The organism is Pseudoflavonifractor sp. MCC625 (assembly GCF_018784545.1).
Taxonomy (GTDB): Bacteria; Bacillota; Clostridia; order Oscillospirales; family Oscillospiraceae; genus Pseudoflavonifractor_A; species Pseudoflavonifractor_A gallinarum.
Genome location: NZ_WQOJ01000030.1, coordinates 298,167 through 321,950 on the forward strand (window position 1 = coordinate 298,167; position 23,784 = coordinate 321,950).

Here is a 23,784-nt window from a genome sequence, read left to right on the forward strand (position 1 = left end):
CGGAGGGAGGAGAGCGCATGCAGAAGATGATCTCGATCCTGGGCTCTACCGGCTCCATCGGCCGGCAGACATTGGACGTGGCCCGGGCCTGTCAGATCGGCGTGGCCGCCCTGACGGCCAACCGGGACGTGGTGCGCCTGGAGGCCCAGTGCCGGGAGTTCCGGCCCCAGCTGGCTGTTCTGATGGACCCGGCGGCAGCTGACGACCTGCGGGTCCGGCTGGCCGACACGGGCATTCGGGTGGCCTCCGGCATGGAGGGCCTTCTGGAGGCGGCCACGCTGCCCCAGGCGGACACCGTGATCACCGCTGTGGTGGGGAGTGTGGGCCTGCGCCCCACTTTGGCCGCCATCCGGGCGGGCAAGCGGATCGGCCTTGCGAATAAGGAGACCCTGGTCTGTGCCGGAGAACTGGTGATGGACGAGGCTGACCGCTGGGGCGCTGAGATCGTCCCGGTGGATTCGGAGCACTCGGCTATTTTTCAGTGTCTCCAGGGCTGCCGGGACCGGGGAGAGGTCAAGCGCCTCATCCTCACCGCCTCGGGCGGTCCCTTCTGGGGAAAAACCCGGGAGGAGCTGGAGCATGTGACCTTGGCAGATGCCCTGCGCCATCCCAACTGGTCCATGGGTGCCAAGATCACGGTGGATTCGGCCACGCTGATGAACAAGGGCCTGGAATTTATCGAGGCCATGCGGCTTTACCGCCTTCCGCCGGAAAAAATCGCGGTGGTGGTCCACCGGGAGAGTATAGTTCACTCCCTGGTGGAATACACTGATAACGCGGTGCTCGCCCAGCTGGGGGTGCCCGATATGCGCCTGCCCATCGAATACGCCCTCACCTGGCCCAACCGGGGAAGTGCGGTGACCGAGCCGCTGGACTTGGTCAAGTGCGGGGCCCTCACTTTTGCTGAGCCGGACGAGGAGACCTTCCGGTCCCTGCCGCTGGCCAAGGAGGCCGCCCGCCGGGGCGGAACGGCGACGGCCATCCTCAACGGAGCCAATGAGGCGGCCGTGGCCCGGTTCCTGGCCGGAGAGATCGGGTTCCTGGATATCCCTCGCCTGGTGGAACGGGCGCTGGAGCGGGTCCCCGCCGGACCGGCAGACACATTGGACGATGTTTTCGCAGCGGATGAGGCCGCCCGCGCCTGCGTCCGCTGAGAGTTCCCATCGGGGCGGCGCGGTCACGCGCCGCCCCTGCTTTTTCATTTGATTGGAGGTCCCATGCTGTATATTTTGATCGCGATCCTGATGTTTGGCCTGCTCATTGCCGTCCACGAATTCGGCCACTTCTTTACCGCCAAGCTCCTTGGAGTAAAGGTGAACGAGTTCTCCATCGGCATGGGGCCGGAGCTGTTCTCCCGCAAGAAGGGAGAGACCCAGTATTCCCTCCGCCTGCTGCCCATCGGCGGATTCTGTGCCATGGAAGGGGAGGAGGGGGACTCCTCCGATCCCCGCTCCTTTGAGAACAAGGCGGCCTGGCGCAAGGTCATCATCCTGGTGGCGGGATCCTTCATGAATTTCCTGACCGGTGTGGTCATCCTCCTGTTGCTGTCCATCCCGGCCCGGGCCTATCTGCTGCCGGTGGTGTCCAGCTTCTCGGAGGGGTACGGGCTGGAGGACAGCGGCCTCCAGATCGGGGACCGGTTTTTGGAGATCGACGGTCATCCGGTCTGGATCTTCGGGGACGCCAAACTCCTGCTGGACCGGGCGGGGGACACGGTGGACGTGGTGGTGGAGCGGGACGGCGCCCGGGTGGTGCTGGACGATCTCCACATCCCCTATCAGGAGCGGCAGACCGAGCAGGGTATGACCCGACTGCGGGGGATCAACCTGGGCGCGGTGGAGCGTCCGGCCACGCTCCTGGTGAAGGTGGAGATGTCGGTCAAGCAGTCCCTGGACTATGTGCGTATGGTCTGGTTCAGCCTGGGCGATCTGATCCGGGGCGCGGTGGGCTTCCAGGATCTCTCCGGCCCCATCGGCATTGTCAATACCATCGGTGAGGTGGGGAGCCAGTCGGCCACGCCTATGCAGGCCGTGCAGAATGTGATGAGCCTGGTGGCCTTCATCGCCATCAACCTGGCGGTGATGAACCTCTTGCCCATCCCGGCGCTGGACGGCGGACGGATCTTCTTCCTGCTGATCAACACGGTGGTGACCCTCTTTACCCATAAGAAGCTGGACCCGAAGTATGAAAACGCGGTCAACGTGGCGGGCTTTTTCTGCCTGCTGGCCCTGATGGCGGTGGTAGCCGTCAACGACGTGTACAAACTCATCCAATAAGAAGGGAGCGGCAGGTATGAGCAGACAGATTCACGTGGGAAATGTCCCTGTGGGAGGCGGAGCCCCGGTAACCATCCAGTCCATGACCAATACCCGCACCGATGACGTAGCGGCCACGGTGGAGCAGATCCTCCGTCTGGAGGCCGCCGGGTGTGAGATCATCCGGTGCGCTGTCCCGGACCTGGCCGCCGCAAAAGCGGTGGGGGCCATCCGGGAGCGCATTCACATCCCGCTGGTGGTGGACATCCATTTCGACTACAAGCTGGCCCTGGAGGCCGCGGCGGCTGGGGCCGACGCGGTGCGCATCAATCCGGGCAACATTGGCGGAGAGGACCGGGTCAAGGCGGTGGCCGCCGCCTGCCGGGCGCGGAACATCCCCATCCGCATCGGGGTCAACGGCGGCTCTCTGGAAAAGGAGCTGCTGGCCAAATACGGCGGCCCCACGCCCGAGGCCCTGGTGGAGTCGGCCTTCGGGCATATCCGGCTGCTCAACCGGTATGATTTTGACGACATCTGCGTCTCCCTCAAGACCTCCAGCGTGCCCAACACCATCGCGGCTTACCGCCAGATGGCCGCCCAGAGCGACTATCCCCTCCATGTGGGCCTCACCGAGGCGGGGACGCCCCGCATGGGCGTGCTGAAATCCGCGGTGGGGATCGGGGGACTCCTGGCCCTGGGGATCGGAGATACCATCCGGGTCTCTCTCTCGGCGGACCCGGTAGAGGAGGTCTATGCGGCCCGGGATATCCTCAAGGTGGTGGGCCTGCGGCGGGAGGGGGCTGAGCTGGTCTCCTGTCCCACCTGCGGGCGGACCAAAATCGACCTCATCGGCCTGGCCGAAGAGGTGGAGGAGCGCCTCAAGACGGTGGACAAGCCCATCACCGTGGCCGTTATGGGCTGTGTGGTCAACGGTCCCGGCGAGGCCCGCTCTGCCGATGTGGGCATTGCCGGAGGGGACGGCGAGGGCCTCCTCTTCCGGCGGGGCGAGATCGTCAAGAAGGTCCCCCAGAGCCAGCTGGTGGACGAGCTGTTCCGGCTCATCGACCAGATTTGAGCCGCATACCGATACATAGCTAGGAGCGTAGGTCCATGTCTGAGCAGAAGATACCCTTTTTACAACTTTTTTCCGCCTGGCGATCCGAGCCCGAAGTGATGGATGGGCTCCGGGGCCTTCTGGTGAAGCGGGCGGTGATTGACCCGGCGGAGCGCACGCTGCAGGCGGAATTGGAGGAGCCTCCCCACCTGGAGAGGGCGCTCCTCGCCCGTCTGGAGGGGGAGCTGCGGGAGGCATACCGTCTCCAGCGGGTGGAGCTGCTCCAGAGCGCGCCCGCGGCGGCGCCTCCTGAGACGCACCCGCCCATTCCAGCTCCGGAGCCGGTACCGGCTCCCGCACCGGCCCCAGCCCCCGTGGAAGCGCCCATCCCCAGCGGCGTGGATGCCGATGCGGCCGAGGCCTTTGCCCGCACCGAGGCCATCCGGCAGGAGGCCCTGCGCAAGCTCAAGACGGCCCGGCCCAAGGCAAAGCCCAAGGCCGCCGCCAAGAGCAGCCGCCTTCTCTTCGGCAAGCGGGAGGTGAAGGGGGAGGCGGTGCCCATGAACACCCTGGAGCTGGACATGGGGACCGTCATTGTGGAGGGCGACGTGTTCGCCGTTGACCACAAGGAGCTCAAGAAGCGGGGCGCCTGGGTGGTCTCCTTCGATATGACCGACTATACCGGATCGGTGCGGATCAACAAGTTCTTCCCCGGCGAGGAGGGCAAGCCCATCGTGGACGGGGTGAAGAAGGGACAGCACCTGGTGGTGCAGGGCCGCCTGAACATTGACCGCTTCACCAACGACATGGTGCTGGAGCCCTATGCCATCATGGAGGGGAGCAAGACCGTCAAGATGGATGACGCCCCGGAGAAGCGGGTGGAGCTCCACCTGCATACCACCATGTCCTCCATGGATGCCCTGACCCAGGTGGGCCCCAAGCTGGGACCGGACAAAAACGTGGTCAAGCGGGCCGAGTCGTGGGGACATCGGGCCATCGCCATCACCGATCACGGCGTGGCCCAGTCCTTCCCGGACGCCTGGCACTCGGCCAAGAAGATCAAGATCCTCTACGGGGTGGAGGCCTATTTTGTCAACGACGTGGACGACCGGGTGGTGGTCCATGGGGAAACCGAGCAGGACTTTTCAGGGGAGATCGTCTGCTTTGATATTGAGACCACCGGCCTCAATAAAAAGCGGGACCTCATCACCGAGATCGGCGCCGTGGTGCTGCGGAACGGGGAAGTGGCCGAGACCTTCAACACCTTTGCCGACCCGGGTCGCCCTCTGGACCGGAACATCGTGGAGCTCACCGGCATCACTGACGAGATGCTCCAGGGCGCGCCCTCCCAGGAGGAGGCCATCAACGCCTTCCTGGACTTTGCCGCCGGTCGGCCTCTGGCTGCCCACAATGCGGAGTTTGATATGGGCTTTATCGCCGAGGGATGCCGCCGGATGGGCCGGCCCTTTGAGAATACCTCTCTGGACAGCCTGATCCTGGCCCAGAACCTGCTGCCCCAGCTCTCCAAGCACAAACTGGACATCGTGGCCGAGCACCTGAATCTCCCGGCTTTCAACCACCACCGGGCCAGCGACGACGCGGCCACGGTGGCCTATATGCTGGTGCCCTTCTTCCGGATGCTGGAGGACCGGGGGGTCCACACCCTCCAGGCCATCAACCCGGCCATGACCAAGCTCCGGGGCGCGGGTAAGGCCAAGCGCCAGCCCAAACACCTCATCGTCCTGGCGAAAAACCAGCTGGGTCTGCGCAATCTCTATCAGTTGGTGTCCAAGGCCCATCTGGAGCACTACAAGCGCTATCCCATCATGCCTAAGAGCCTCATCAACCAGCACCGGGAGGGCTTGATCCTGGGATCGGCCTGCGAGGCGGGCGAGCTCTATGACGCGGTGGTCAAGCACAAGGACTTCCAGGAGCTCAAGCGCATTGCCTCCTGGTATGACTATCTGGAGATCCAACCGGTGTGCAACAACGCCTTTATGCTCCGCAAGGGCATCGTGCAGAGCGCAGAGGAGATCCGGGACTTCAACCGCACCATCGTGGAGCTGGGCCGGGTGCTGGACAAGCCGGTCTGCGCTACGGGGGACGTCCACTTCCTGGACCCGGAGGACGAGGTCTACCGGCACATCCTGCTGGCCACCAAGGGCTTTGAGGACGCCGACTCTCCGCTTCCCATCTACTTCAAGACCACCACGGAGATGCTGGAGGAGTTCTCCTACCTGGGAGAGGAGGAGGCCTACAACGTGGTGGTGCGCAACACCAATCTGGTGGCCGACTGGTGCGAGGATGTGGTCCCCCTGCCCAAGGGACTCTTCGCCCCCAATCTGGAGGACTCGGAGGGCGAGCTCAAGCGCCTGGTGTGGGGCAAGGCCAAGGCACTCTATGGGGAAGAGCCGCCCCAGCTGGTGGTGGACCGCATCAACATCGAGCTGGATGCCATCCTGGGCCGCCACTACGACGTGATCTACATGTCGGCCCAGAAGCTGGTGCAGGACTCGCTGGACCACGGCTATCTGGTAGGCTCCCGAGGATCGGTGGGCTCCTCCCTGGTGGCCTTTATGTCGGGCATCACGGAGGTAAACTCCCTGCCGCCCCACTACCGCTGTCCCAACTGCAAGCACTCCGACTTTGAGACCGGCGTGCGGGAGGGATACGGCTGCGGCGCGGATATGCCCGACGCGGTGTGTCCCGTGTGCGGGACGCCCTATGTGAAGGACGGCTTCAACATCCCCTTCGAGACCTTCCTGGGCTTCGGCGGCGACAAGGTGCCCGATATCGACCTGAACTTCTCGGGAGAATATCAGGCCAAGGCCCACCGTCACACCTTTGAGCTCTTTGGAGAGAGCCACGTGTTCCGGGCGGGCACCATCGGCACCGTGGCCGAAAAGACCGCCTTCGGCTATGTGAAGAAATACCTGGACGAGCGGGCGGCCCATGTGACCCGGGCCGAGGAAAACCGCCTGGCCCTGGGCTGTACCGGGGTCAAGCGGACCACGGGCCAGCACCCCGGCGGCATGGTGGTTATTCCCCAGGACCGGGAGATCTATGATTTCTGCCCGGTCCAGCACCCGGCGGACGACACGGGGACCGACATCATCACTACCCACTTCGAATATCACTCCATGGAGTCCAACATCCTCAAGCTGGACATGCTGGGACACGATGACCCGTCCATGATCCGCATGCTGGAGGACCTGACGGGGATGGACGCCAAGACCATTCCCCTGGACGACCCGGACACCATGTCCATCTTCACCTCCTCCGAGGTGCTGGGCTATGCCAACGACAAGGTGCTGGGCCCCACCGGGGCGGTGGCCATCCCGGAGTTCGGCACCTCCTTTGTCCGGGGGATGCTGGTGGATACCCAGCCCACTCAGTTTGACATTCTGGTGCGTCTGTCCGGCTTTTCCCACGGAACCGACGTGTGGCTGGGCAACGCCAAGGATCTGATCGTCAACCAGGGCATCCCGGTCGGACAGGCCATTGGGTGCCGCGATGACATCATGATCTTCCTCATCTCCTGCGGTATGCCGGAAAAGCGCTCCTTCAAGATCATGGAGTCGGTGCGAAAGGGGAGAGGGCTGCCCGAGGGGGCGGAGGAGGAGATGCAGGCCGCGGGGGTCCCCGACTGGTACATCGGCTCCTGCAAGAAGATCAAGTATCTCTTCCCCAAGGCCCACGCGGTGGCCTATGTGATGATGGCCTACCGCATCGCCTGGTTCAAGGTGCATGAGCCGCTGGCCTTCTATGCCGCCTATTTCTCCATCCGGGCCAAGGCCTTCGACGCCACCTGTATGTGCTGGGGCATGGAGACCGCCCAGGCCAAGATGAAGGAGATCGCGGCCAAGGAGAAGGCGGCCACCGCCGTGGAGCAGGATATGATGACCACGCTGGAAGTGGTCTATGAGTTCTATCTCCGGGGCTTCACCTTCCGGCATGTGGACCTCTACGAGTCCCACGCCACCCTCTTCCGGGTGGACCGGGAGAAGCGGGCCCTCATCCCGCCCTTTACCGCCATTCCCGGTCTGGGTGAGACCGCGGCCTGGTCCATTTTGGAGCAGCGGGAGGGGAAGCACTTCATCTCCATCGAGGAGTTCTCCGCCGCCTGTCCCAAGGTGTCCAAGACCCATATCGAGCAGCTCAAGGCGGCCGGAGCCCTGGACGGGATGCCGGAGACCAGCCAGATCACCCTCTTCTAAGGGGACGCGGGCTTGCGTTTTCCGACCGAGGGTGATACCATGAAATCAGATTATTTTTATAGATAAGGAGTGTTTCACAATGCTGGATGCAAAGGTAGCCGAGCTTTTGAACAATCAGGTGAACAAGGAATTTTATTCCGCTTATCTCTATCTGGATTTCTCCGTCTATTTTGACGACATTGGTCTGGACGGGTTTGCTAACTGGTATCAGATCCAGGCTCAGGAGGAGCGGGACCATGCCATGCTCTTCCTGAAATATCTCCAGAACAACGGATGCAAGGTCACGCTGGATGCCATTGCCAAGCCGGACAAGGTGCTGAAGGACAAGCTGGAAGTGCTGGAGTTTGGCCTGGAGCACGAGCGCTATGTCACCAGCCTGATCCACGAGATCTATGAGGCGGCCCATGAAGTCAGAGATTTCCGCACCACCCAGTTCCTGGACTGGTTTGTCAAGGAGCAGGGCGAGGAGGAGAAGAACGCCGAGGACCTCATCAAAAAGATGAAGCTCTTTGGAGACGATGCCAAGAGCCTGTATATGCTCAACAGCGAAATGGCGGGACGGGTTTATTCCGCCCCTTCGCTGGTGCTGTAAGAGGAACGGCCCCTGTCCGCACTGCGGACAGGGGCCGTTTTGTCAGATCTCCCGTTCTCCCAGAGCAAAAGAACTTGACAAAGTGCTCTTGTTATAGTATATTAGCGTGGTAAAGTGATGAAGAAGGAGGGCGGCGCGTTATGGCCTATACGATTCACACCCCGGAGGGGACCCGGGACCGACTCTTTGCGGAATGCCGGGACCGGCGGGATACGCAGACCGCACTGACCGATCTGTTCCGTCGGCGGAGCTATTCTGAGGTGAGTACGCCGGAGGTGGAGTTCTACGACCTGTTTCTCCGCTCGGGGAACCCGATCCCCCAGGAGGCCATGCTCAAGATCATCGACCGCAGCGGGAAGATCATGGTCATGCGGCCCGACTGCACCGCCCCCATCGCCCGGGTAGCAGCCACCAAGCTCAAGCATCTGCCGCTTCCCCAGCGGCTCTACTATGCCGAGACGGTGTTCCGCTCCGGCGACCAGCACCGGGGAGGCAGCAGCGAGATCGCCCAGTGCGGGGTGGAACTCATCGGCGCGGCGGGCCGGAAGGCGGACCTGGAGATGATCGCCATGGCGGTGGACGCCCTGCGCGCCTGCGGGCTGGCCCGGTTCCACATTGAGCTGGGACACGCCGGATTCTTCCGCTCTCTGGCCGAGCGCATGGAGCTGGAGGAGGATCAGGTGGAGGAGCTCCGCACCCTGATCGAGGGCAAGAATTTCGCCGCGCTGGGGGATTTCCTGGCCCCCTATCAGGGGCAGAGCGCCACAGCCGCCCTGGGAAAGCTCTCCCGTCTCTTCGGCGGGGCAGAGGTGCTGGAGGAGGCCGAGGCCCTGGCCGGGGAGAACGAGGCCCTCTCCTATCTGCGGGAGCTCTATGAGGCCCTGTGCGGCGCGGGTTATGGAAAGTATCTGCGCTTTGACCTGGGACTGGTCCACCAGATCGACTACTATACCGGCGTGGTCTTTCGGGGCTATGTGGAGGGGGCGGGGGACGCCGTCCTCTCCGGCGGGCGCTATGACCGTCTGGTGGGTGATTTCGGCCGTCCCGCCCCGGCCACCGGCTTTGCGGTGGATGTGGACGCGGTGGCCGCCTGCCGGCCGGGGACAGAGCTCCCCAGGGTGGGCACGCTGGTCCACTTTGCCGCAGGGGAGCTGGACCGGGCGCTGACCGCGGTGGACGGCCGGGCGGCCGGGACCTGTGAGCTCTCCCCCTGTGAGACACTGGAGGAGACGCTGGCCCTGGCACGCTCCAAGGGCGCGCTCCATGTGCTGGTACTGGATGCCGACGGAGAGAGGATGGTAGAGGTATGAGACAGAATCTCCGCATTGCCCTGACCAAGGGGCGCTTGCAGGACAAGAGCGTGGAGCTCTTCGAGGCCATCGGGCTGGACTGTTCGCCCATCCGCAGCCCCGGGCGGCGGCTCATCCACGCTCTGCCCAACTATCCCCTGGAGGCGGTGCTGGCCAAGGCCCCTGACGTCATCACCTATGTGGAGCACGGGGTCTGCGACCTGGGGATCGTGGGCAAGGATACCATCCTGGAGCAGGGAAAGTCCTTCTACGAGGTGCTGGACCTGGGCTTTGGCCGCTGCCGCTTTGCCCTGGCCGTCCGGGAGGGAAGCGATTTCTACGGCACCTACCGCACCCGGCGGGTGGCCTCCAAATACCCCAATGTGACCAAGCAGTTCTTTGCCCGGAAGGGAATGGACGTGGACATCATCAAGATCGAGGGCTCGGTGGAGCTGGCGCCCATCCTGGACCTGGCCGACGGCATCGTGGACATCGTGGAGACCGGAGCCACCCTGCGGGAGAACGGGCTGGTCCCCATCGAGGACGTGGCCCAGGTGAGCGCGCGGCTCATTGTGAATACGGCCAGCATGAAGCTCCACAAGGCCCAGATCGAGGACCTGATCGGCCGCTGTGAGGCGGAATTGAAACGGCGGAGGGAAGAGACATGATCGAGATCATTCAGGCCGACGGCACGCGGGAGCAGGCGGTGATCGCCGCCATGCGCCAGCGGGCGGCCGAACAGAATAGCGAGATCGAGCGTGCGGTGCGCGCCGTGATGGAGGATGTGCGTGCCCGCGGGCTGGAGGCGGTGCGGGAGTGCTCCCTCCGCTTTGACGGGCGGGAGCCCTATGAGATCACCCGGGAGCAGATGGAGGCAGCCTATGCCGCCTGTCCGCCCGAGCTCATCCGGGCCATGGAGCACGCCGCGGCCAATATCCGGGATTACAATGAAAAGCTCCTCCACCGGAGCGTGGAGTGGGCATCCCCGGACGGCGGCCGGGTGGGCCGGGTGGTCCGGGGACTGACCCGGGTGGGGATCTATGTCCCCGGCGGCACGGCGGCCTATCCCAGCAGTGTGCTCATGAACGCGGTGCCCGCCCGTGTGGCGGGGGTGGAGGAGATCGTCATGGTGACGCCCCCCACGGAAAACCTGAGCAATGCCGTTCTGGCCGCCGCCAAAATCGCCGGCGTGGACCGCTGCATCGCGGTGGGCGGGGCCCAGGCGGTGGCCGCCCTGACCTGGGGCGCGGGCTTCATTCCCCGGGTGGATAAGCTGGTGGGTCCGGGCAACGCCTATGTGGCCACCGCCAAGCGCCTGGCCTACGGTACGCTGGACATCGATATGGTGGCCGGTCCCTCCGAGGTGCTGGTCATTGCCGACGGTTCGGCCGATCCCCGGTTTGTGGCCGCAGACCTCCTCAGCCAGGCGGAGCACGACAAGCTGGCCTCCGCGGTGCTCCTCACCACCAGCGGCGCGCTGGCCGAAGCTGTCCGGGCGGAGATCGTGCGGCAGACCGGCTACCTGAGCCGCTCGGAGATCATGGAGTGCTCTCTGCGGGATTTCGGCTGCGCCATCGTATGCCGGGACCTGGAGGAGGCCGCCGCCCTTGCCAATGAGATCGCGCCCGAGCATCTGGAGATCATGACGGAGGAGCCCCGGGCCCTGCTGCCCGCCATCCGAAACGCCGGGGCGGTATTCCTGGGGGCATGGTCTCCCGAGCCGCTGGGCGATTACCTGGCCGGTCCGGACCATGTGCTCCCCACCAGCGGGACGGCGCGGTTTTTCTCTCCGCTGAGCGTGGAGAGCTTTTTGAAGAGTATGAGCGTCATCGAGTACAGCCGGGAGAGCCTGTTCCCCATTCGGGAGGAGATCATCGCCCTGGCCGAGACCGAGAAGCTCACCGCCCATGCCAATTCCATCCGCGTGCGCTTTGAAGCTGCCGGAGCGAGAGGGGAGGGGAAGTGATGGAGGCTTCCATCTACAACGAGAAAGACGGACCCATCCGGGCCTATGTTCTGGAGCGGAAAACCAAGGAGACCTGCATCCGCGCAGACCTCTGCCTGAGCGGCGGAGAGATCCAGGTGTCCACCGGCATCGGCTTTTTCGACCACATGCTCACCGCCTTTGCCTTCTATGGCGGGTTGGGGCTGAAGCTGGAGGCTGAGGGAGACCTCCAGGTGGACGGCCACCACACGGTGGAGGATGTGGGTATCGTTCTGGGGCAGGCCCTGAGCCGGGCCCTGGGGGACCGAAAGGGTATCCGCCGCTTTGCCTCCGCTTACATCCCCATGGATGAGGCCTTGTGCCTCACGGTCCTGGACTTCTCTAACCGTCCCTTCCTGGTCTTTGATGCGGAGATGCCCCAGCCCATGATCGGGAGCTATGACGCCTGCCTTACCGAGGAGTTCATGCGGGCCTTTGCCATGAACAGCGGGCTCACCCTGCATATGAAATGCCTCTACGGCAAAAACGCCCACCACATCACCGAGGCCCTCTTTAAGTCTCTGGGGGTGGCCGTGCGGGAGGCCGTGGAGATCACCGGTACCGGCGTTACCTCCACCAAGGGGGTGCTGTAATGGGATATACGGCCATCGTGGATTACGGCGTGGGCAACCTGAAGAGCGTGACCAACGCCCTGCGCTATGTGGGGGTTTCAACTCAGATCACCGGGGAGGCCACCGTGCTGGAGCGGGCGGACGCCATCCTTCTGCCCGGAGTGGGGGCCTTTCCCGACGCGGCGGAGCGACTGCGGGAGAGCGGTCTGGACCGGGTGCTGCTGGAGCAGGCCGGACGCAAGCCGCTGCTTGGCATCTGCCTGGGCATGCAGCTCCTCTTTGAGCGGGGAGAAGAGGTCAGAGACTGTGAAGGATTAGGGCTTGTCAGTGGCTGTATCCGTAGGATAGAGACGGCAGAGAAGCTGCCTCACATCGGCTGGAACCAGCTCGCCTTTCCCAATGACTCCCCGCTCTTTGCCGGGGTAGAGGAGGGGAGCTGTGTCTACTTTGTCCACTCTTTCTGCGGGGTGGAGACCCGCCCTGAGCAGGTCATCGCCACCACCGACTACGGCGCCACGGTGGTGGCGGCGGTCCAGAACGGAAACGTCTACGGCTGCCAGTTCCACCCGGAAAAGAGCGGCGAGACAGGGCTTCAGATTCTAAAGAATTTCGGAGGGCTGAACCGATGATCTTATTTCCGGCCATTGACCTGAAAGACCGAAAAGTAGTTCGGCTTTACAAAGGAGATTTTACAACGGTTCACCAGGTGGCAGAGGACCCGCTGGAGACTGCCCGGGCCTTTTGGCAGGCGGGTGCGAGATATGTCCACATGGTGGACCTGGACGGAGCCCGGGACGGGGTGCGCCAGAACGGCGCGCTGGTCCGGGCGGTGGCAGAGCAGTCCGGCCTGCGGGTGGAGCTGGGCGGCGGCATCCGCAGCATGGAGGATCTGGAAGAGGTCTTTGGGCTGGGGGTGTGGCGGGCTGTCCTGGGCTCTGCCGCGGTGGAGGACCCGGCCTTTGTCCGGGAGGCGGTATCCCGGTACGGGGAGCGGATCGCCGTGGGCGTGGACACCAAGGACGGAAAGGTGCGTACGGCCGGATGGGTCCAGGACTCCGGCCTGGATTATCTGGATTTTGTCAAAGAGATGGAGTCCATTGGTGTAAAGACGATTATCTTTACAGATATTGATACCGATGGAGCTCTGAGCGGCCCGTCCTTTGCCCGGCTGGAGGCCCTCCGCCAGAATTATTCCGGCCAGATTGTGGCGTCGGGCGGCGTCTCCTCCAATGAGGATCTGCGTGCCCTCAGCCGTCAGGGCCTGTATGGGGCCATCATCGGGAAGGCATGGTACACCGGGGCGGTGGATCTGGCACAGGCCGTCCGGGAGGAGGGAGCGCAGTGTTAGCCAAGCGGATCATACCCTGTCTGGATGTCCGGGACGGAAGGGTTGTAAAGGGAGTTAACTTTATCGATATCCGAGATGCGGGCGACCCGGTGGAGCTGGCAAAGTACTACTCGGACCAAGGGGCGGATGAGATCGTCTTTCTGGACATCACCGCTACCGTGGAGGCCCGCAAGACAGTAGCCGATGTGGTGGAGCGGACGGCGCAGAAGGTCTTTGTTCCCCTCACCGTAGGGGGCGGCATCCGCACGGTGGAGGATGTGCAGACCCTCCTCCGCTCGGGCGCGGACAAGATCTCCATGAACTCGGCCGCCGTGGCCAATCCGGAATTGATCGCCCGGGCGGCGGAGCGCTTCGGCTCCCAGTGCGTGGTCCTGGCGGTGGATGCCCGGGCCAGAGGAGACGGCGGCTGGGAGGTCGTGGTGGCCGGGGGGCGAAAGCCCACTGGACTGGACCTCATCGAGTGGGTGCGCCGGGGAGAGGCCCTGGGCGCCGGAGAGATTCTGCTCACCTCCATGGACGCCGACGGAACGAAAGCCGGCTTCGACATCCCCATGACCCGGGCGGTGACCCAGGCAGTGGGGATTCCGGTCATCGCCTCGGGCGGCTGCGGCAAGCTGGAGCACTTCGAGGAGGTGTTCCGGGAGACCGGCTGTGACGCGGCGCTGGCCGCCTCACTGTTTCACTTCCGGGAGTTGAGCATCCCACAGGTCAAGGAGTATCTGCGGGGCCGGGGTATCCCGGTGCGCTGATCCGGGAGAGAAGGAAAAGGGAGCCGCAGCTCCCGGAAAGGGGAAAGGGATATGTTTGATCTGGACCGCCTGTTCACCAAGTCGGATCTGATCCCTGTGATCATTCAGGAGGCCGACACCAAGGAAGTGCTGATGCTGGGCTTTACCAACCGGGAGGCGGTGGAGCGCACCCTTCAGACCAGGACGGCCTGGTTTTGGAGCCGGAGCCGGAAGAAGCTCTGGAACAAGGGGGAGAGCTCCGGCCATTTCCTCCGGGTGCAGCGGATGATCACCGACTGTGACACCGACACGCTGCTCTACCTCTGCAAGCCGGTGGGGCCCACCTGCCACACCGGGCGGGAGAGCTGCTTTTTCAATGAGATACCAATGGAACCACAGGAGGGATAAACCATGTGCGAGAAAAACGTACTGGAGAGATTATACGAGGTAGTGCTGGAGCGCAAACGCAATCCGCAGGAGGGCTCCTATACCTGCTATCTCTTTGACAAGGGGCTGGACAAGATCCTGAAAAAGGTGGGCGAGGAGTCCGCCGAGACCATCATCGCCGCCAAGAACGGGGTGGCCCCCGAGACGGTGGGAGAGATCTCCGACCTCATCTATCATCTGATGGTGCTCCTGGCGGCCCAGGAGATCCCGCTGAGCGCCGTGATGGAGGAGCTGGACCGGCGCAGTCAGAAAATCGGCAACCTGAAGCAGTTCCACACCGTAGACCGGGAGACTTAAGACAAAGAGAAGCAAACAGCGGGGGACGGCTTGCCGTCCCCCGCTTTGGTATGTTTTAAATGGATGCTCCATAACAGCCGGAACAGCGGCGGGCGGAGCGGTGGAGTGCGGCAAGGACGGAGAGCAGGGTGTCGTCCATCACTCCGGTCTGTGCCAGCCCCAGGGAGCGCTGGAGCCACATGACATTGCGGACAGAGGCGCCGGTGTGCAGACCGGTGGCGGGGCAGCGTTCGATTCCGGAGAGAGCGGTGGAGAGCTCCAGAAAGAGCCGCTGGGCATGGGCGCACTCCGGGCAGCGTGTCCCGGGGGGAATCGCATGGTACACAAGATCACCTCCTATCGGTAAGGTCAGGGGCTGTTTGTACCGGGCTGGCCCTGCTCCCCGACAAATGAGGCCAGGGGGAAGAGGTTTCCGTCAATGATGACGGTATCGCGGATACCCTCATAGGCGCGGTAAAGGGCGGTCCAGGTGGCGGAATCCACCGCCCCGGTGGCCGGCAGACCTACGTGCCGCTGAAAGGCCATCACGGAGCGCCGGGTGCTGTCACCATAGATGCCGTCCTGTTCCACCGCGGGGACATCGGGGTAAAATTCCGAGAGCACGGTGAGCATGTATTGCAGTACCTTGACGCCGTCGCCCTGGCTGCCCAGGGTGAGGAGCCCGTCGTTGAGATTTTGCAGCTGGAAGCTGTAAAAGGTCTGTCCCTCGCTGACCAGTTCGGACAGGTCACGGATTCCCACATAGAGATAGACCAGACGATACCAGGTGGCATTCCCCACGACACCGTCCGGGGTGAGTCCGAAAATCTCCTGAAAGCGGATGACGGACTGTTCCGTGGAGGGGCCGAAGATCCCGTCCACCGGCTGGATACGGGGAATGGCGGGATAATCTCTGGCCACTTGGTTGAGCATGGTCTGGAGCTGGACCACGTCGGGGCCCTGGGCCCCCTGCCGGAGCGGAGCGCCGGGGTAGGAATACTGGATGCCCAGAATGGGCGCGTTGCTGACCAGCTCGATGTTGTCGCCGTAATAATAGCGGAGAATGTCCATGGTGTCATAGCCCTGTTTGGCCAGATCCTGGCTACCCCATTGGGAAAGGCCATCGCAGGTGGTGGTGGTGCCGTTGCAGAATTTTGCGGCCAGAGGTTCCACATAGCCGATCCGGCGGATGTAGGTATTGAAAATCTCGTCCACGATCTGGTCGATATTCTCATAGGTGTTGCGTCCATGGATGTATTTTTGGTCGTACGCGGTGGAAGAGGTGATGTTAAACGGATAGCCCTGGCTGGGGTAGTACTCAGTATAGACCCGGTTGAGGGCGTAAGAGATGATGGCCAGGATGTTGGCCCGGAGCGCTGCGGGCTCCCAGGTAGGGTAGATCTCACTAGAGGCCACATTTTTTACATAGTCCGGAAAGGAGACCGTGACATTTTCGGCGTCTGACCCGGGAGGGCCCAGATGCACGGTAATATATTGCGGGATGTACGGGAGTACGGTGGACGGCATGGCGTTCACTCCAATCGAATCAAAGCTCTTGGGGGGTAATCTGGGTGGTATCGGTATTTTGGTGGTTGGGCAGCGTGAGGGGGAGAGGGGTGAGTTCGATCTCCTGGATGGTCTCCGTACCGGGAAAGACCTGTACCCCCTGTATGACATGGTATTCGTATCCGGGGGCCTCCGCCCAGATATTGCACAGGGCATAGGGGGTTTCTCCGCCGGGACTGGTACCCTGGGACTGGCTGGGTGTCGTAAGGCGGACGGGGGCGGTCTGACCGTTTGCGTCGGAGACCCGGACGGCCAGCAGAGTCTGCCGCTCATTGGCGGCGCCCTGGGTAAAGGCCACGGTGGCACCCTGGATCGGGAGACGGGCCTGGGAGGCGTAAATACGGGTGATGATGGTTCCGATGGAAGCCAAAGCGCATTCCTCCTTTTTCTTTTTCAGTGTATGGAAAGGCCGCTTCCGATGTGTCAAAAATTTTTTGAAAAAAGGGCTTGCCAAAGGAGGAAAGATATGCTATATTATATAAGCCGTCTGGTGAGGCGGCAAAATCCGGGTGTGGCGAAGTTTGGTATCGCGCTTGAATGGGGTTCAAGAGGCCGCTGGTTCGAATCCAGTCACTCGGACCATCGGAGTATCCTTCGGGGTACTCCGATTTTTTATTTTCCAAATTGTTCTGTGATAGTTGTACGGAAACGTGCAACTTTTTGCTTATTTCCTCCTATGTATTCGGGATGTCTCCTTTCTAACTGGATGAACAGTGTATCCAAATGGACAAATATGGCTAAATACACCATATGGAGGGGAATACGATGAAATATATGGACTGTGTTGAAGTGATTGTTGAGAAGAACCGGTATGCCAGCGAGGGTGTTCATAAAGGTATGCAGGGGTGGATTTGCGATGAGGACAATATCAAGAATTGCTGGCTTGTCAATTTTCCGCAATATGGGGAAAAGGATGATATCGCAACGATAGATATTCAAGAAGAAGACCTACGCCTGCTCCCAGATGGAATGAATGCTGTTGTAAATGAGGAGATCAAGGCACAGTTTGACGCACTAGAAAAAGGGAAAAAGGCGGAGAATGTTTCCAAGCCTATGATTTGATGGGATCAAGCGCGTTGCTTGTTGTTTGAAACCGCGGATATTACTAGATTTCCACAGATCTTTTTATGACACTCCAACCATCTGGGAGTACTTTATAGGACTCGTGGATCTTTATAAAGCTTGCTTTATTATATTGCAAGTAATATAATTAAAACCAGAGGTGGTGATATTATGTCTCTTAATTCGAGCACATCAAACAAACAGATTATTGAATATCAAGTAGATGACACATATAGCGCACTTATATCAGCACTGAAAAAAGACTCTCATTTTTCTATAAAAACCTCAGACCCAACTTCACGAACTATTGCAATTAAGACGGGGATCAGTTGGAAATCATGGGGTGAAAATCTATTAATTACACTTAGTCCTACCGCGGATAATATGACAGAACTCTCTATAGCTTCGGCTTCGAAGTTTGGCACGGTAGATTGGGGAAAAAATCAAGATAATCTCAACAATATGTTGCAAATTCTTTTTGAAGAATTAAAGAATTACAAGAAAGTTGTATCGAATAATACTGACTCGACAGAAAATATTCCTGCGAAAATAAAGGAGCTATCTGAGCTTAGAGACGCAGGAATTTTGACAGATGAAGAATTTCAGCAAAAAAAAGAAGAGCTATTGGCTAGATTGTAAACACGTTTCTAAGTAAGTTCTATAATATACTAAAGCCAAAAGAGTAAGTCCCATAAGGACTTGCTCTTTTGGCTTTATAAATTCTTGCGGCGAGCATCTCGTTCATTTCTGCTTTGCTGGAAAACGATGTTCTGTCTGCGGTGTGGAGACATGCCGTTTTTTCATAGATATGTTGGATGGTTTCCCGGGAAAATCATTTGCAGAAGTGTGAGTGACATGGTATACTAATCAATTGGAATGGAGTGACCTGACCGGCACTTGTGGTGCGGTTCAGGCAGGGAAACAAACATAAGCGAGCGTGATATGGATGCGGAAGCAAAATGTGTCGGGAGCGGTGATCCGGAGATTGCCGCGGTATTACCGGCATTTGAATGAACTGAACCAGGCCGGCGTGGTGCGGATCTCCTCCAGCGCCCTGGGAAAGTCCATGGGACTGACAGCCTCCCAGATCCGGCAGGACCTCTCCTGTTTCGGGGAGTTCGGACAGCAGGGCTACGGCTATAATGTGGACAATCTGCTCAATGAGATCGTGGATATTTTGGGCATGAACCGGGGCCATACGGCGGTGATCCTCGGCGTGGGAAACCTGGGGCGTGCTCTGATCGAGAATTTCAACTTTGGCTGGAGCGGATTCCATCTCAATGCGGCATTTGACGTGCGTCCGGAGGTCGTGGGACAGATCATGGCCGGGACGCCGATTTTTCATATAGACCAGCTGGAGAACTATTTGCGGGAGCATCCCGCCAGCGTGGGCGTGCTCACCGTTCCCCGCAGCATTGCGGAGGAGATGGCGGATCGCTTGGTCAAATCCGGTGTGAAAGGAATCTGGAATTTTACGAATACAGAGCTGAATATCCGGGAAGAGGGCATCTTCATTGAGAATGTACATTTCTCTGACAGCCTTCAGACCCTGAGTTATCTGATTTCGGAGGATGCATGAAGCGAGCGTGGGCGTTTTTACTGATTGCGGTGGTCCTGATCGGCAGCGGCCTGGCCTATGCGGCGGGCGGCTCGGCGGAGGACCCGCTGGTCTCACTGAGTTTTTTGAACGGGACGTATCTGCCTGACGTACTCTCGCAGGCGGAGAAACGGATCGAAACCCGCACGCAGACCACCTATGACCAGGTCTTCCAGGAGCTGAATCAGGCCTACCAGGAGGATCTGGCCGAGGCAGGCGGAAGCAGCGGACTGCGGGATGACCGCTATAAGGAAGGAGATGTGCTCTCCGTTTCCACGGGATCGGGGCTGCTCTTCCTGGCCGGGGAGGCAGCCGTGACCTACTCCGCCGGTGCGGTAGTGGATGTGACGGCGGGGAATGTGGTGCCCTCCGGGCAGCGGCTCACCCCGATGCACCGCTATCTGGCTGCGGAAGGGACCTCTGCCGTGGTCTCCATCGTGAGTGAGACGGCTGTGGTCAGTACCGAGGGGGTAGTCACCCTCTCGCCCAGCGCGGCTACCGACTACAATGCCCTGGCGGAGGCGCTTCAGCAGATGGGGATGTTTGCGGGGACCGGGACGGGATATGGCTCCGGGTATGACCTGGAGAAGATCCCCACCCGTATTGAGGGCCTTATCATGTTCCTCCGCATGATCGGCGAGGAGAAGCAGGCCCAGGCCTATACCGGTGCGTGCCCCTTTGTGGATGTGCCCGACTGGTGCCGCAGCTATGTGGCCTACGCCTATGAAAAGGGGTATGCCGCTGGCGTGGGGCCCACCGCGGAGGGAAAGCCCGCTTTTGGACCGGAGCGGACCATCGGCGCGGGGGAGTATCTCACCTTCCTGCTCCGCGCCCTGGGATATCGGGACAGCGGGAGCAACCCGGACTTTACCTGGCAGACGGTTCTGCCCAGAGCGCGGGAGCTGGGTGTGATCACACCGGGCGAGTACACACTGCTGAGCAGCAGTACGTTTCTGCGGGCCCATGTGGCATACCTCTCCTACTTCGGGCTGGATGCCACCTGTAAGGAGGGCGGAACCCTGCTGGAGTCCCTGAGCGCCTCCGGCGCACTGGACGGGGAACAGGTCAAAGCGATCCGCAGTCAGGTCACGGTAAGCCGGATCGCCTAATACGCAAGCCACTGGCGTGGAGTGCTCACAGGAGCGCTCCACGCCTTTTTCTGTCTCTGCACCATCTGCCCCCGCCGGCATAGTATGGACTGTGGCCGACAGAGTCCCGAGGGCATCGGACCACCACAATTTTTCAGGAGGTACTCATTATGGGTTGTAACAATGACCGCTTTGGGGAACGAACTGCACCGCAGGGGAGAGAGGGAGCGGTCAGTCCGGCGGCGAAGCGGGAGCGTAACGGCTTTCCCAGGCGGTGAGCGCGTCTACCAGCTGCCGCTGTTTGTCGGGGTAGAGGTGGGCATAGGTGCCGAGCGTGGTCTCAATCTTCTCATGCCCCAGCCGCTGGGCCACCAGAATGGGAGGGAAACCCTGCTCAATGAGAAAGGAGGCGTGGGAATGCCGCAGATCGTGGATGCGGATGCGCTTCACGCCGGAGCGGGCGCAGCCTCTGGCCATCCGGCCCCGGATCAGGTGTTCCGTAAAGGGGAAGAGCCGCTCCTGGGGGAGACAGCCGGTCTGCGCGATGTACTCCTCCACCTGCCGGGAGAGGGCGGGGGTGATGTAGATGGTCCGACGGCTGTTGGGGGTCTTGGGCGGGGAGAAGAAATCTTGTCTGTGGCGGCGCTGATAGGTCCGGCGGATGGAGATACTGTGCGCGGAGAAATCAAAGTCCGCCGGGGTGAGGGCCAGAAGCTCTCCCACCCGCATCCCGGTCCAGAACAGCAGGGAGAACAGGACCCGGGAGAGGGGGTCCTCCGCCACAGCGGAGAGAAAACGGTGAAACTCCTCCACCGTCCAGAAGGACATATTTCCCCGGCTGCGCCGTCCCAGGGAGCCGGCCAGCCGGCAGGGATTTTCCGGCAGGCCGTAATAGCGCACCGCATAGCCGAACAGGGCGGAGGCCTGGCTGCTGATGGAGCGCAGGTAACCGGGGGAGAGCGCCTGCCGGAGCAGCTCACCCTGCCAGGTGCGCAGAACGGTGGGAGTGACCTCCCGCACCGGCAGAGCCCCCAGAGCAGGGAGCACGTATCGCTCCAGCAAAAATTCCTTGGTCTCTGCGGTGGATGGCCGGAGCCGAAGCCGGAAATCAGCCCGGTAGTGCTGGTAGAGAGTCTCCACCGTCATGGCGGGGCCGGTATTCTGGCGGTCCAGAAAGGCCCGCTCATAGGCTTTGGCGTCGCACTGACGGAGAAAGCCCTCTTTCTTATGCTGACGGACCGCGCCGGTCCAGTCCCGATAGCGGACCGAGACATACCAGCGCCTGCCGTCTTTCATTTTGGCCACAGACATGGCGGAAACCTCCTCTTGACGGGTATGGGGCATAGGAAGCGCATGGGCGGCATTCAATGGCTGTGAGGTGAATGAGATGAGAATGCTGGGTGCGGAGGACGTGATGGTCCTCCTGAGCGTGAAAAAGAGCAGCGCCTATGGGGTGATCCGGCAGCTCAACGAGGAGCTGCGGGAAAAGGGGTATCTGATCGTCCGGGGCAAGGTGCCGGAGAAATATCTGCGGGAGCGCTTTTACGATCTCTGACAGGGGAGCGGTTGCGCGAAACGGTCCTGATATGCTATACTGCCGGTATCAAAAAAATATGCCGCCAGGGCGGAGATGGAAGAGGGAGCGAGTGGATATGACAAGAGAGGAACAGCTCATTTCATTTTGCAGAGAGGCCATCCGGATTCCCAGCTTTTCCGGACGGGAGGAGGGCGTGGCCCACCTGATGAAGCAGCGGATGGAGGAGTACGGCTTTGACGAGGTGATCATAGACCGGTACGGAAGCGTCCTGGGCTGCATCCGAGGCAAGCGTCCGGGACGGACCATTCTGATGGACGGACACATCGACCATGTGGATGTGATCGACACGGAGGAGTGGGAGCACGACCCCTTCGGGGCGGAGATCGTGGACGGGCGGATCTACGGCCGGGGCGCCTCGGATATGAAGGGAAGCGTCACTGCCATGATCTCCGCCGCGGCCCATTTTGCCCAGGACAGCGGCCGGGATTTTGCCGGAGAGGTGTGGGTCTCCTGTACGGTGCATGAGGAGTGCTTCGAGGGAGTCTCCTCCCGGGAGATCACCCGCCTGTGCCACCCGGACTTTGTCATCATCGGAGAAGCCACTTCCACCACGGTGAAGATCGGCCAGCGGGGCCGGGCCGAGGTGGTGGTGGAGACCGAGGGCGTGAGCTGCCACTCCTCCAACCCGGAGAAGGGAGTCAACGCGGTCTATCACATGATGGCTGTCCTGGAGGAGATCCGGGCCATCGTGCCCCGGGAGCACCCCATTCTGGGGAAGGGCATCCTGGAGCTGACCGACATCGTCTCCGCCCCCTATCCGGGCGCATCGGTGGTACCTGCCCGGTGCCGGGCCACCTTTGACCGCCGGACCCTGGTGGGGGAGGACGAGAGCGTCATTCTGGGCCAGGTGGAGGAGGCCATCCGCCGGGCTGCCGCACGAGTGCCCGGCCTGCGCGCCCATGCCTACCTGGCGGAGGGGAGAGAGCAGGCCTGGACCGGGGAGACCATCGCCGCCAAGCGCTATTTCCCCGCCTGGCTGATGGATGAGAAGGACGCGGACGTCCAGAAGGTGCTGGCCGGCCTGCGCAAGGCAGGGATCGAGGCGCCCATCTCCCACTTCTCCTTCTGCACGAACGGGAGCCATTTCTGTGGAGAGGCCGGGATCCCGGGCATCGGATACGGCCCCTCGCTGGAATCTCTGGCCCACGTCCGGGACGAGTACATCGAGATCGCGCAGCTCACCAAGGCGTGCAAGGGGTTTGCCTGCATCCTGGAACAGCTGACCCGCTGAGTTGCAAAACGCCCCCGCCTGCCGGAAGCAGGCGGGGGCGTTGTCATAGTAGATCAGGCCTCAGAAAGAGAGAGCCGTACTGGACTGATATCCCATGTCCGAGAGTTTTTGACGGATCTGGGGCTGCTGAATGCCCGAGGCATCGTACTGTACCGCCACCTGCTGCCGGCGTATGCTGACCTGAACGGACAGAACGCCCGGAGTGGTGTTGAGCTGCTGCATAATCTGTGCAGCGCCCCGAGTCCCATTCAGATTGGCGATGGAAAAATAGGCGTGTTGAGAATCCATAAAAAGCACCTCCGGATACAGTTTGTCCCAAAGATTCCGGTGTCATGCCCTGAGAGTGCAGCGTAACGGCTGCGTAACAGGAGAAGGTGCAGCGGGTACAGGGAGATGGAATGGATGGAAGGAGCGGCATGATTTGGACATCACGGAAAGAGCGGCAGACGACGCCTTGGAGGGCGTCATTGGGTTGTAACAATGGTTTTGGCGGCGGCTGCCTGTGGATCGTGCTCATCATCATCGTTCTGTGCTGCTGCTGCGGCTGTGGCTCCGGCTCCGGTAATAGCTGTGGCTGCGGTAACTGCGGCTGCAACAACAATAACGGCTGCTGCTGAGCGGCAAAAAGAGACTCACTTCTGTACGATAGCCGGTAACGGCAGCCCCACGGCGGAGACCTCCGCCGTGGGGCTTTTTCAAAAAAATCAATTTTTTTGAAAAAAGGGCTTGCAATCTGTCGGAGAGTGTGCTATTATAACTAAGCTGTCAGCGACGAGTGATCGCGAAACGGTATGCGGCTGTAGCTCAGCTGGATAGAGTGTTTGGCTACGAACCAAAAGGTCGGGGGTTCGAATCCCTTCAGCCGTACCAAAAAGGCTCTG

General features: G+C 61.2%; 26 protein-coding genes and 2 tRNA genes. 23 read left to right on the forward strand and 5 right to left on the reverse strand.

Features of this window, described 5'->3' with window-relative positions; all coding sequences use genetic code 11:
- Nucleotides 1–17 precede the first annotated feature (17 nt).
- The 14 genes from GPK94_RS08780 to hisE all read left to right on the forward strand — a co-directional run bounded on the left by GPK94_RS08780 (nt 18) and on the right by hisE (nt 14,783).
- Nucleotides 18–1,154, forward strand: a complete 1,137-nt coding sequence (locus tag GPK94_RS08780; protein ID WP_215655561.1) for a 1-deoxy-D-xylulose-5-phosphate reductoisomerase — start codon at nt 18–20, stop codon at nt 1,152–1,154.
- Between the two features lie 63 nt (nt 1,155–1,217).
- Nucleotides 1,218–2,276, forward strand: coding sequence for a site-2 protease family protein (locus GPK94_RS08785; RefSeq protein ID WP_101693365.1), 1,059 nt, complete (start codon nt 1,218–1,220; stop codon nt 2,274–2,276).
- 16 nt (nt 2,277–2,292) lie between these two features.
- On the forward strand, nt 2,293–3,330 hold the full coding sequence (gene ispG / locus GPK94_RS08790) for a flavodoxin-dependent (E)-4-hydroxy-3-methylbut-2-enyl-diphosphate synthase (protein WP_186962733.1): 1,038 nt from the start codon (nt 2,293–2,295) through the stop codon (nt 3,328–3,330).
- A 35-nt stretch (nt 3,331–3,365) separates the two neighbouring features.
- Complete coding sequence (locus GPK94_RS08795; RefSeq protein ID WP_215655562.1) at nt 3,366–7,526, forward strand: PolC-type DNA polymerase III; 4,161 nt, start codon at nt 3,366–3,368, stop codon at nt 7,524–7,526.
- A gap of 79 nt (nt 7,527–7,605) precedes the next feature.
- A complete protein-coding gene (locus GPK94_RS08800; RefSeq protein WP_101693362.1) occupies nt 7,606–8,118 on the forward strand; it encodes a ferritin in 513 nt (170 codons plus the stop codon).
- A 140-nt stretch (nt 8,119–8,258) separates the two neighbouring features.
- On the forward strand, nt 8,259–9,428 hold the full coding sequence (gene hisZ, locus GPK94_RS08805; protein WP_101693361.1) for an ATP phosphoribosyltransferase regulatory subunit: 1,170 nt from the start codon (nt 8,259–8,261) through the stop codon (nt 9,426–9,428).
- Nucleotides 9,425–10,075, forward strand: a complete 651-nt coding sequence (hisG, locus tag GPK94_RS08810; protein WP_101693360.1) for an ATP phosphoribosyltransferase — start codon at nt 9,425–9,427, stop codon at nt 10,073–10,075. Before hisZ ends, hisG begins: the two co-directional genes overlap by 4 nt.
- Nucleotides 10,072–11,373: a histidinol dehydrogenase gene (gene hisD / locus GPK94_RS08815; protein WP_215655563.1), complete on the forward strand. Its 1,302-nt coding sequence runs from the start codon at nt 10,072–10,074 to the stop codon at nt 11,371–11,373. The genes hisG and hisD overlap by 4 nt, the downstream gene beginning before the upstream one ends.
- Nucleotides 11,373–11,984 carry an imidazoleglycerol-phosphate dehydratase HisB gene (hisB, locus tag GPK94_RS08820; protein WP_193537479.1) on the forward strand — a complete coding sequence of 204 codons (612 nt, stop codon included), beginning with the start codon at nt 11,373–11,375 and terminating at the stop codon, nt 11,982–11,984. The genes hisD and hisB overlap by 1 nt, the downstream gene beginning before the upstream one ends.
- Complete coding sequence (gene hisH / locus GPK94_RS08825; protein WP_215655564.1) at nt 11,984–12,592, forward strand: imidazole glycerol phosphate synthase subunit HisH; 609 nt, start codon at nt 11,984–11,986, stop codon at nt 12,590–12,592. The genes hisB and hisH overlap by 1 nt, the downstream gene beginning before the upstream one ends.
- Nucleotides 12,589–13,311: a 1-(5-phosphoribosyl)-5-[(5-phosphoribosylamino)methylideneamino]imidazole-4-carboxamide isomerase gene (gene hisA, locus GPK94_RS08830; protein WP_215655565.1), complete on the forward strand. Its 723-nt coding sequence runs from the start codon at nt 12,589–12,591 to the stop codon at nt 13,309–13,311. The genes hisH and hisA overlap by 4 nt, the downstream gene beginning before the upstream one ends.
- Nucleotides 13,305–14,060 (forward strand): imidazole glycerol phosphate synthase subunit HisF, encoded by a 756-nt coding sequence (gene hisF, locus GPK94_RS08835; protein ID WP_215655566.1) that lies wholly within the window; start codon nt 13,305–13,307, stop codon nt 14,058–14,060. Before hisA ends, hisF begins: the two co-directional genes overlap by 7 nt.
- A 51-nt stretch (nt 14,061–14,111) precedes the next feature.
- Nucleotides 14,112–14,447, forward strand: a complete 336-nt coding sequence (hisI, locus tag GPK94_RS08840; protein ID WP_101693354.1) for a phosphoribosyl-AMP cyclohydrolase — start codon at nt 14,112–14,114, stop codon at nt 14,445–14,447.
- 3 nt (nt 14,448–14,450) lie between these two features.
- Nucleotides 14,451–14,783: a phosphoribosyl-ATP diphosphatase gene (gene hisE / locus GPK94_RS08845; RefSeq protein ID WP_215655567.1), complete on the forward strand. Its 333-nt coding sequence runs from the start codon at nt 14,451–14,453 to the stop codon at nt 14,781–14,783.
- A 55-nt stretch (nt 14,784–14,838) separates the two neighbouring features.
- Here the strand turns inward: hisE and GPK94_RS08850 are convergent, their stop codons facing one another.
- From GPK94_RS08850 to GPK94_RS08860, 3 genes are read right to left on the reverse strand one after another with little or no spacing between them, the layout of a single operon-like run.
- Nucleotides 14,839–15,108, reverse strand: coding sequence for a hypothetical protein (locus tag GPK94_RS08850; protein WP_101693352.1), 270 nt, complete (start codon nt 15,106–15,108; stop codon nt 14,839–14,841).
- A 23-nt stretch (nt 15,109–15,131) separates the two neighbouring features.
- Nucleotides 15,132–16,289 (reverse strand): peptidoglycan-binding protein, encoded by a 1,158-nt coding sequence (locus tag GPK94_RS08855; protein WP_101693351.1) that lies wholly within the window; start codon nt 16,287–16,289, stop codon nt 15,132–15,134.
- 19 nt (nt 16,290–16,308) lie between these two features.
- Nucleotides 16,309–16,698 (reverse strand): spore cortex-lytic protein, encoded by a 390-nt coding sequence (locus GPK94_RS08860; RefSeq protein WP_215655568.1) that lies wholly within the window; start codon nt 16,696–16,698, stop codon nt 16,309–16,311.
- A 135-nt stretch (nt 16,699–16,833) separates the two neighbouring features.
- Here GPK94_RS08860 and GPK94_RS08865 point away from each other — a divergent pair.
- The 5 genes from GPK94_RS08865 to GPK94_RS08885 all read left to right on the forward strand — a co-directional run bounded on the left by GPK94_RS08865 (nt 16,834) and on the right by GPK94_RS08885 (nt 20,096).
- A tRNA-Pro gene (locus GPK94_RS08865) sits at nt 16,834–16,910 on the forward strand.
- A gap of 183 nt (nt 16,911–17,093) precedes the next feature.
- Entirely contained in the window at nt 17,094–17,390 is a 297-nt protein-coding gene (locus GPK94_RS08870) for a hypothetical protein (RefSeq protein WP_215655569.1), read from the forward strand.
- Nucleotides 17,391–17,561: 171 nt separating this feature from the next.
- A complete protein-coding gene (locus GPK94_RS08875) occupies nt 17,562–18,029 on the forward strand; it encodes an SHOCT domain-containing protein (RefSeq protein WP_215655570.1) in 468 nt (155 codons plus the stop codon).
- A 307-nt stretch (nt 18,030–18,336) separates the two neighbouring features.
- Nucleotides 18,337–18,969, forward strand: coding sequence for a redox-sensing transcriptional repressor Rex (locus GPK94_RS08880; protein WP_101693349.1), 633 nt, complete (start codon nt 18,337–18,339; stop codon nt 18,967–18,969).
- Nucleotides 18,966–20,096, forward strand: coding sequence for a hypothetical protein (locus tag GPK94_RS08885; protein ID WP_215655571.1), 1,131 nt, complete (start codon nt 18,966–18,968; stop codon nt 20,094–20,096). Before GPK94_RS08880 ends, GPK94_RS08885 begins: the two co-directional genes overlap by 4 nt.
- Before the next feature lie 210 nt (nt 20,097–20,306).
- Here the strand turns inward: GPK94_RS08885 and GPK94_RS08890 are convergent, their stop codons facing one another.
- Nucleotides 20,307–21,386, reverse strand: coding sequence for a site-specific integrase (locus GPK94_RS08890; protein ID WP_215655572.1), 1,080 nt, complete (start codon nt 21,384–21,386; stop codon nt 20,307–20,309).
- Nucleotides 21,387–21,462: 76 nt separating this feature from the next.
- Between GPK94_RS08890 and GPK94_RS08895 the strand changes: the two genes are divergently transcribed.
- The gene (locus GPK94_RS08895; RefSeq protein WP_215655573.1) at nt 21,463–21,630 is read left to right on the forward strand and encodes a transcriptional regulator; all 168 of its coding nucleotides are present in this window, start codon (nt 21,463–21,465) and stop codon (nt 21,628–21,630) included.
- 97 nt (nt 21,631–21,727) lie between these two features.
- Entirely contained in the window at nt 21,728–22,903 is a 1,176-nt protein-coding gene (locus tag GPK94_RS08900) for a YgeY family selenium metabolism-linked hydrolase (RefSeq protein ID WP_215655574.1), read from the forward strand.
- Between the two features lie 60 nt (nt 22,904–22,963).
- Here the strand turns inward: GPK94_RS08900 and GPK94_RS08905 are convergent, their stop codons facing one another.
- A complete protein-coding gene (locus GPK94_RS08905; protein WP_186962725.1) occupies nt 22,964–23,191 on the reverse strand; it encodes a heavy metal-associated domain-containing protein in 228 nt (75 codons plus the stop codon).
- Nucleotides 23,192–23,370: 179 nt separating this feature from the next.
- On the opposite strand from GPK94_RS08905, the gene GPK94_RS08910 reads away from it, so the two are divergent.
- Nucleotides 23,371–23,520, forward strand: coding sequence for a hypothetical protein (locus tag GPK94_RS08910; RefSeq protein ID WP_180956877.1), 150 nt, complete (start codon nt 23,371–23,373; stop codon nt 23,518–23,520).
- 176 nt (nt 23,521–23,696) lie between these two features.
- Nucleotides 23,697–23,773, forward strand: a tRNA-Arg gene (locus GPK94_RS08915).
- The last annotated feature ends 11 nt before the right edge of the window (nt 23,774–23,784 follow it).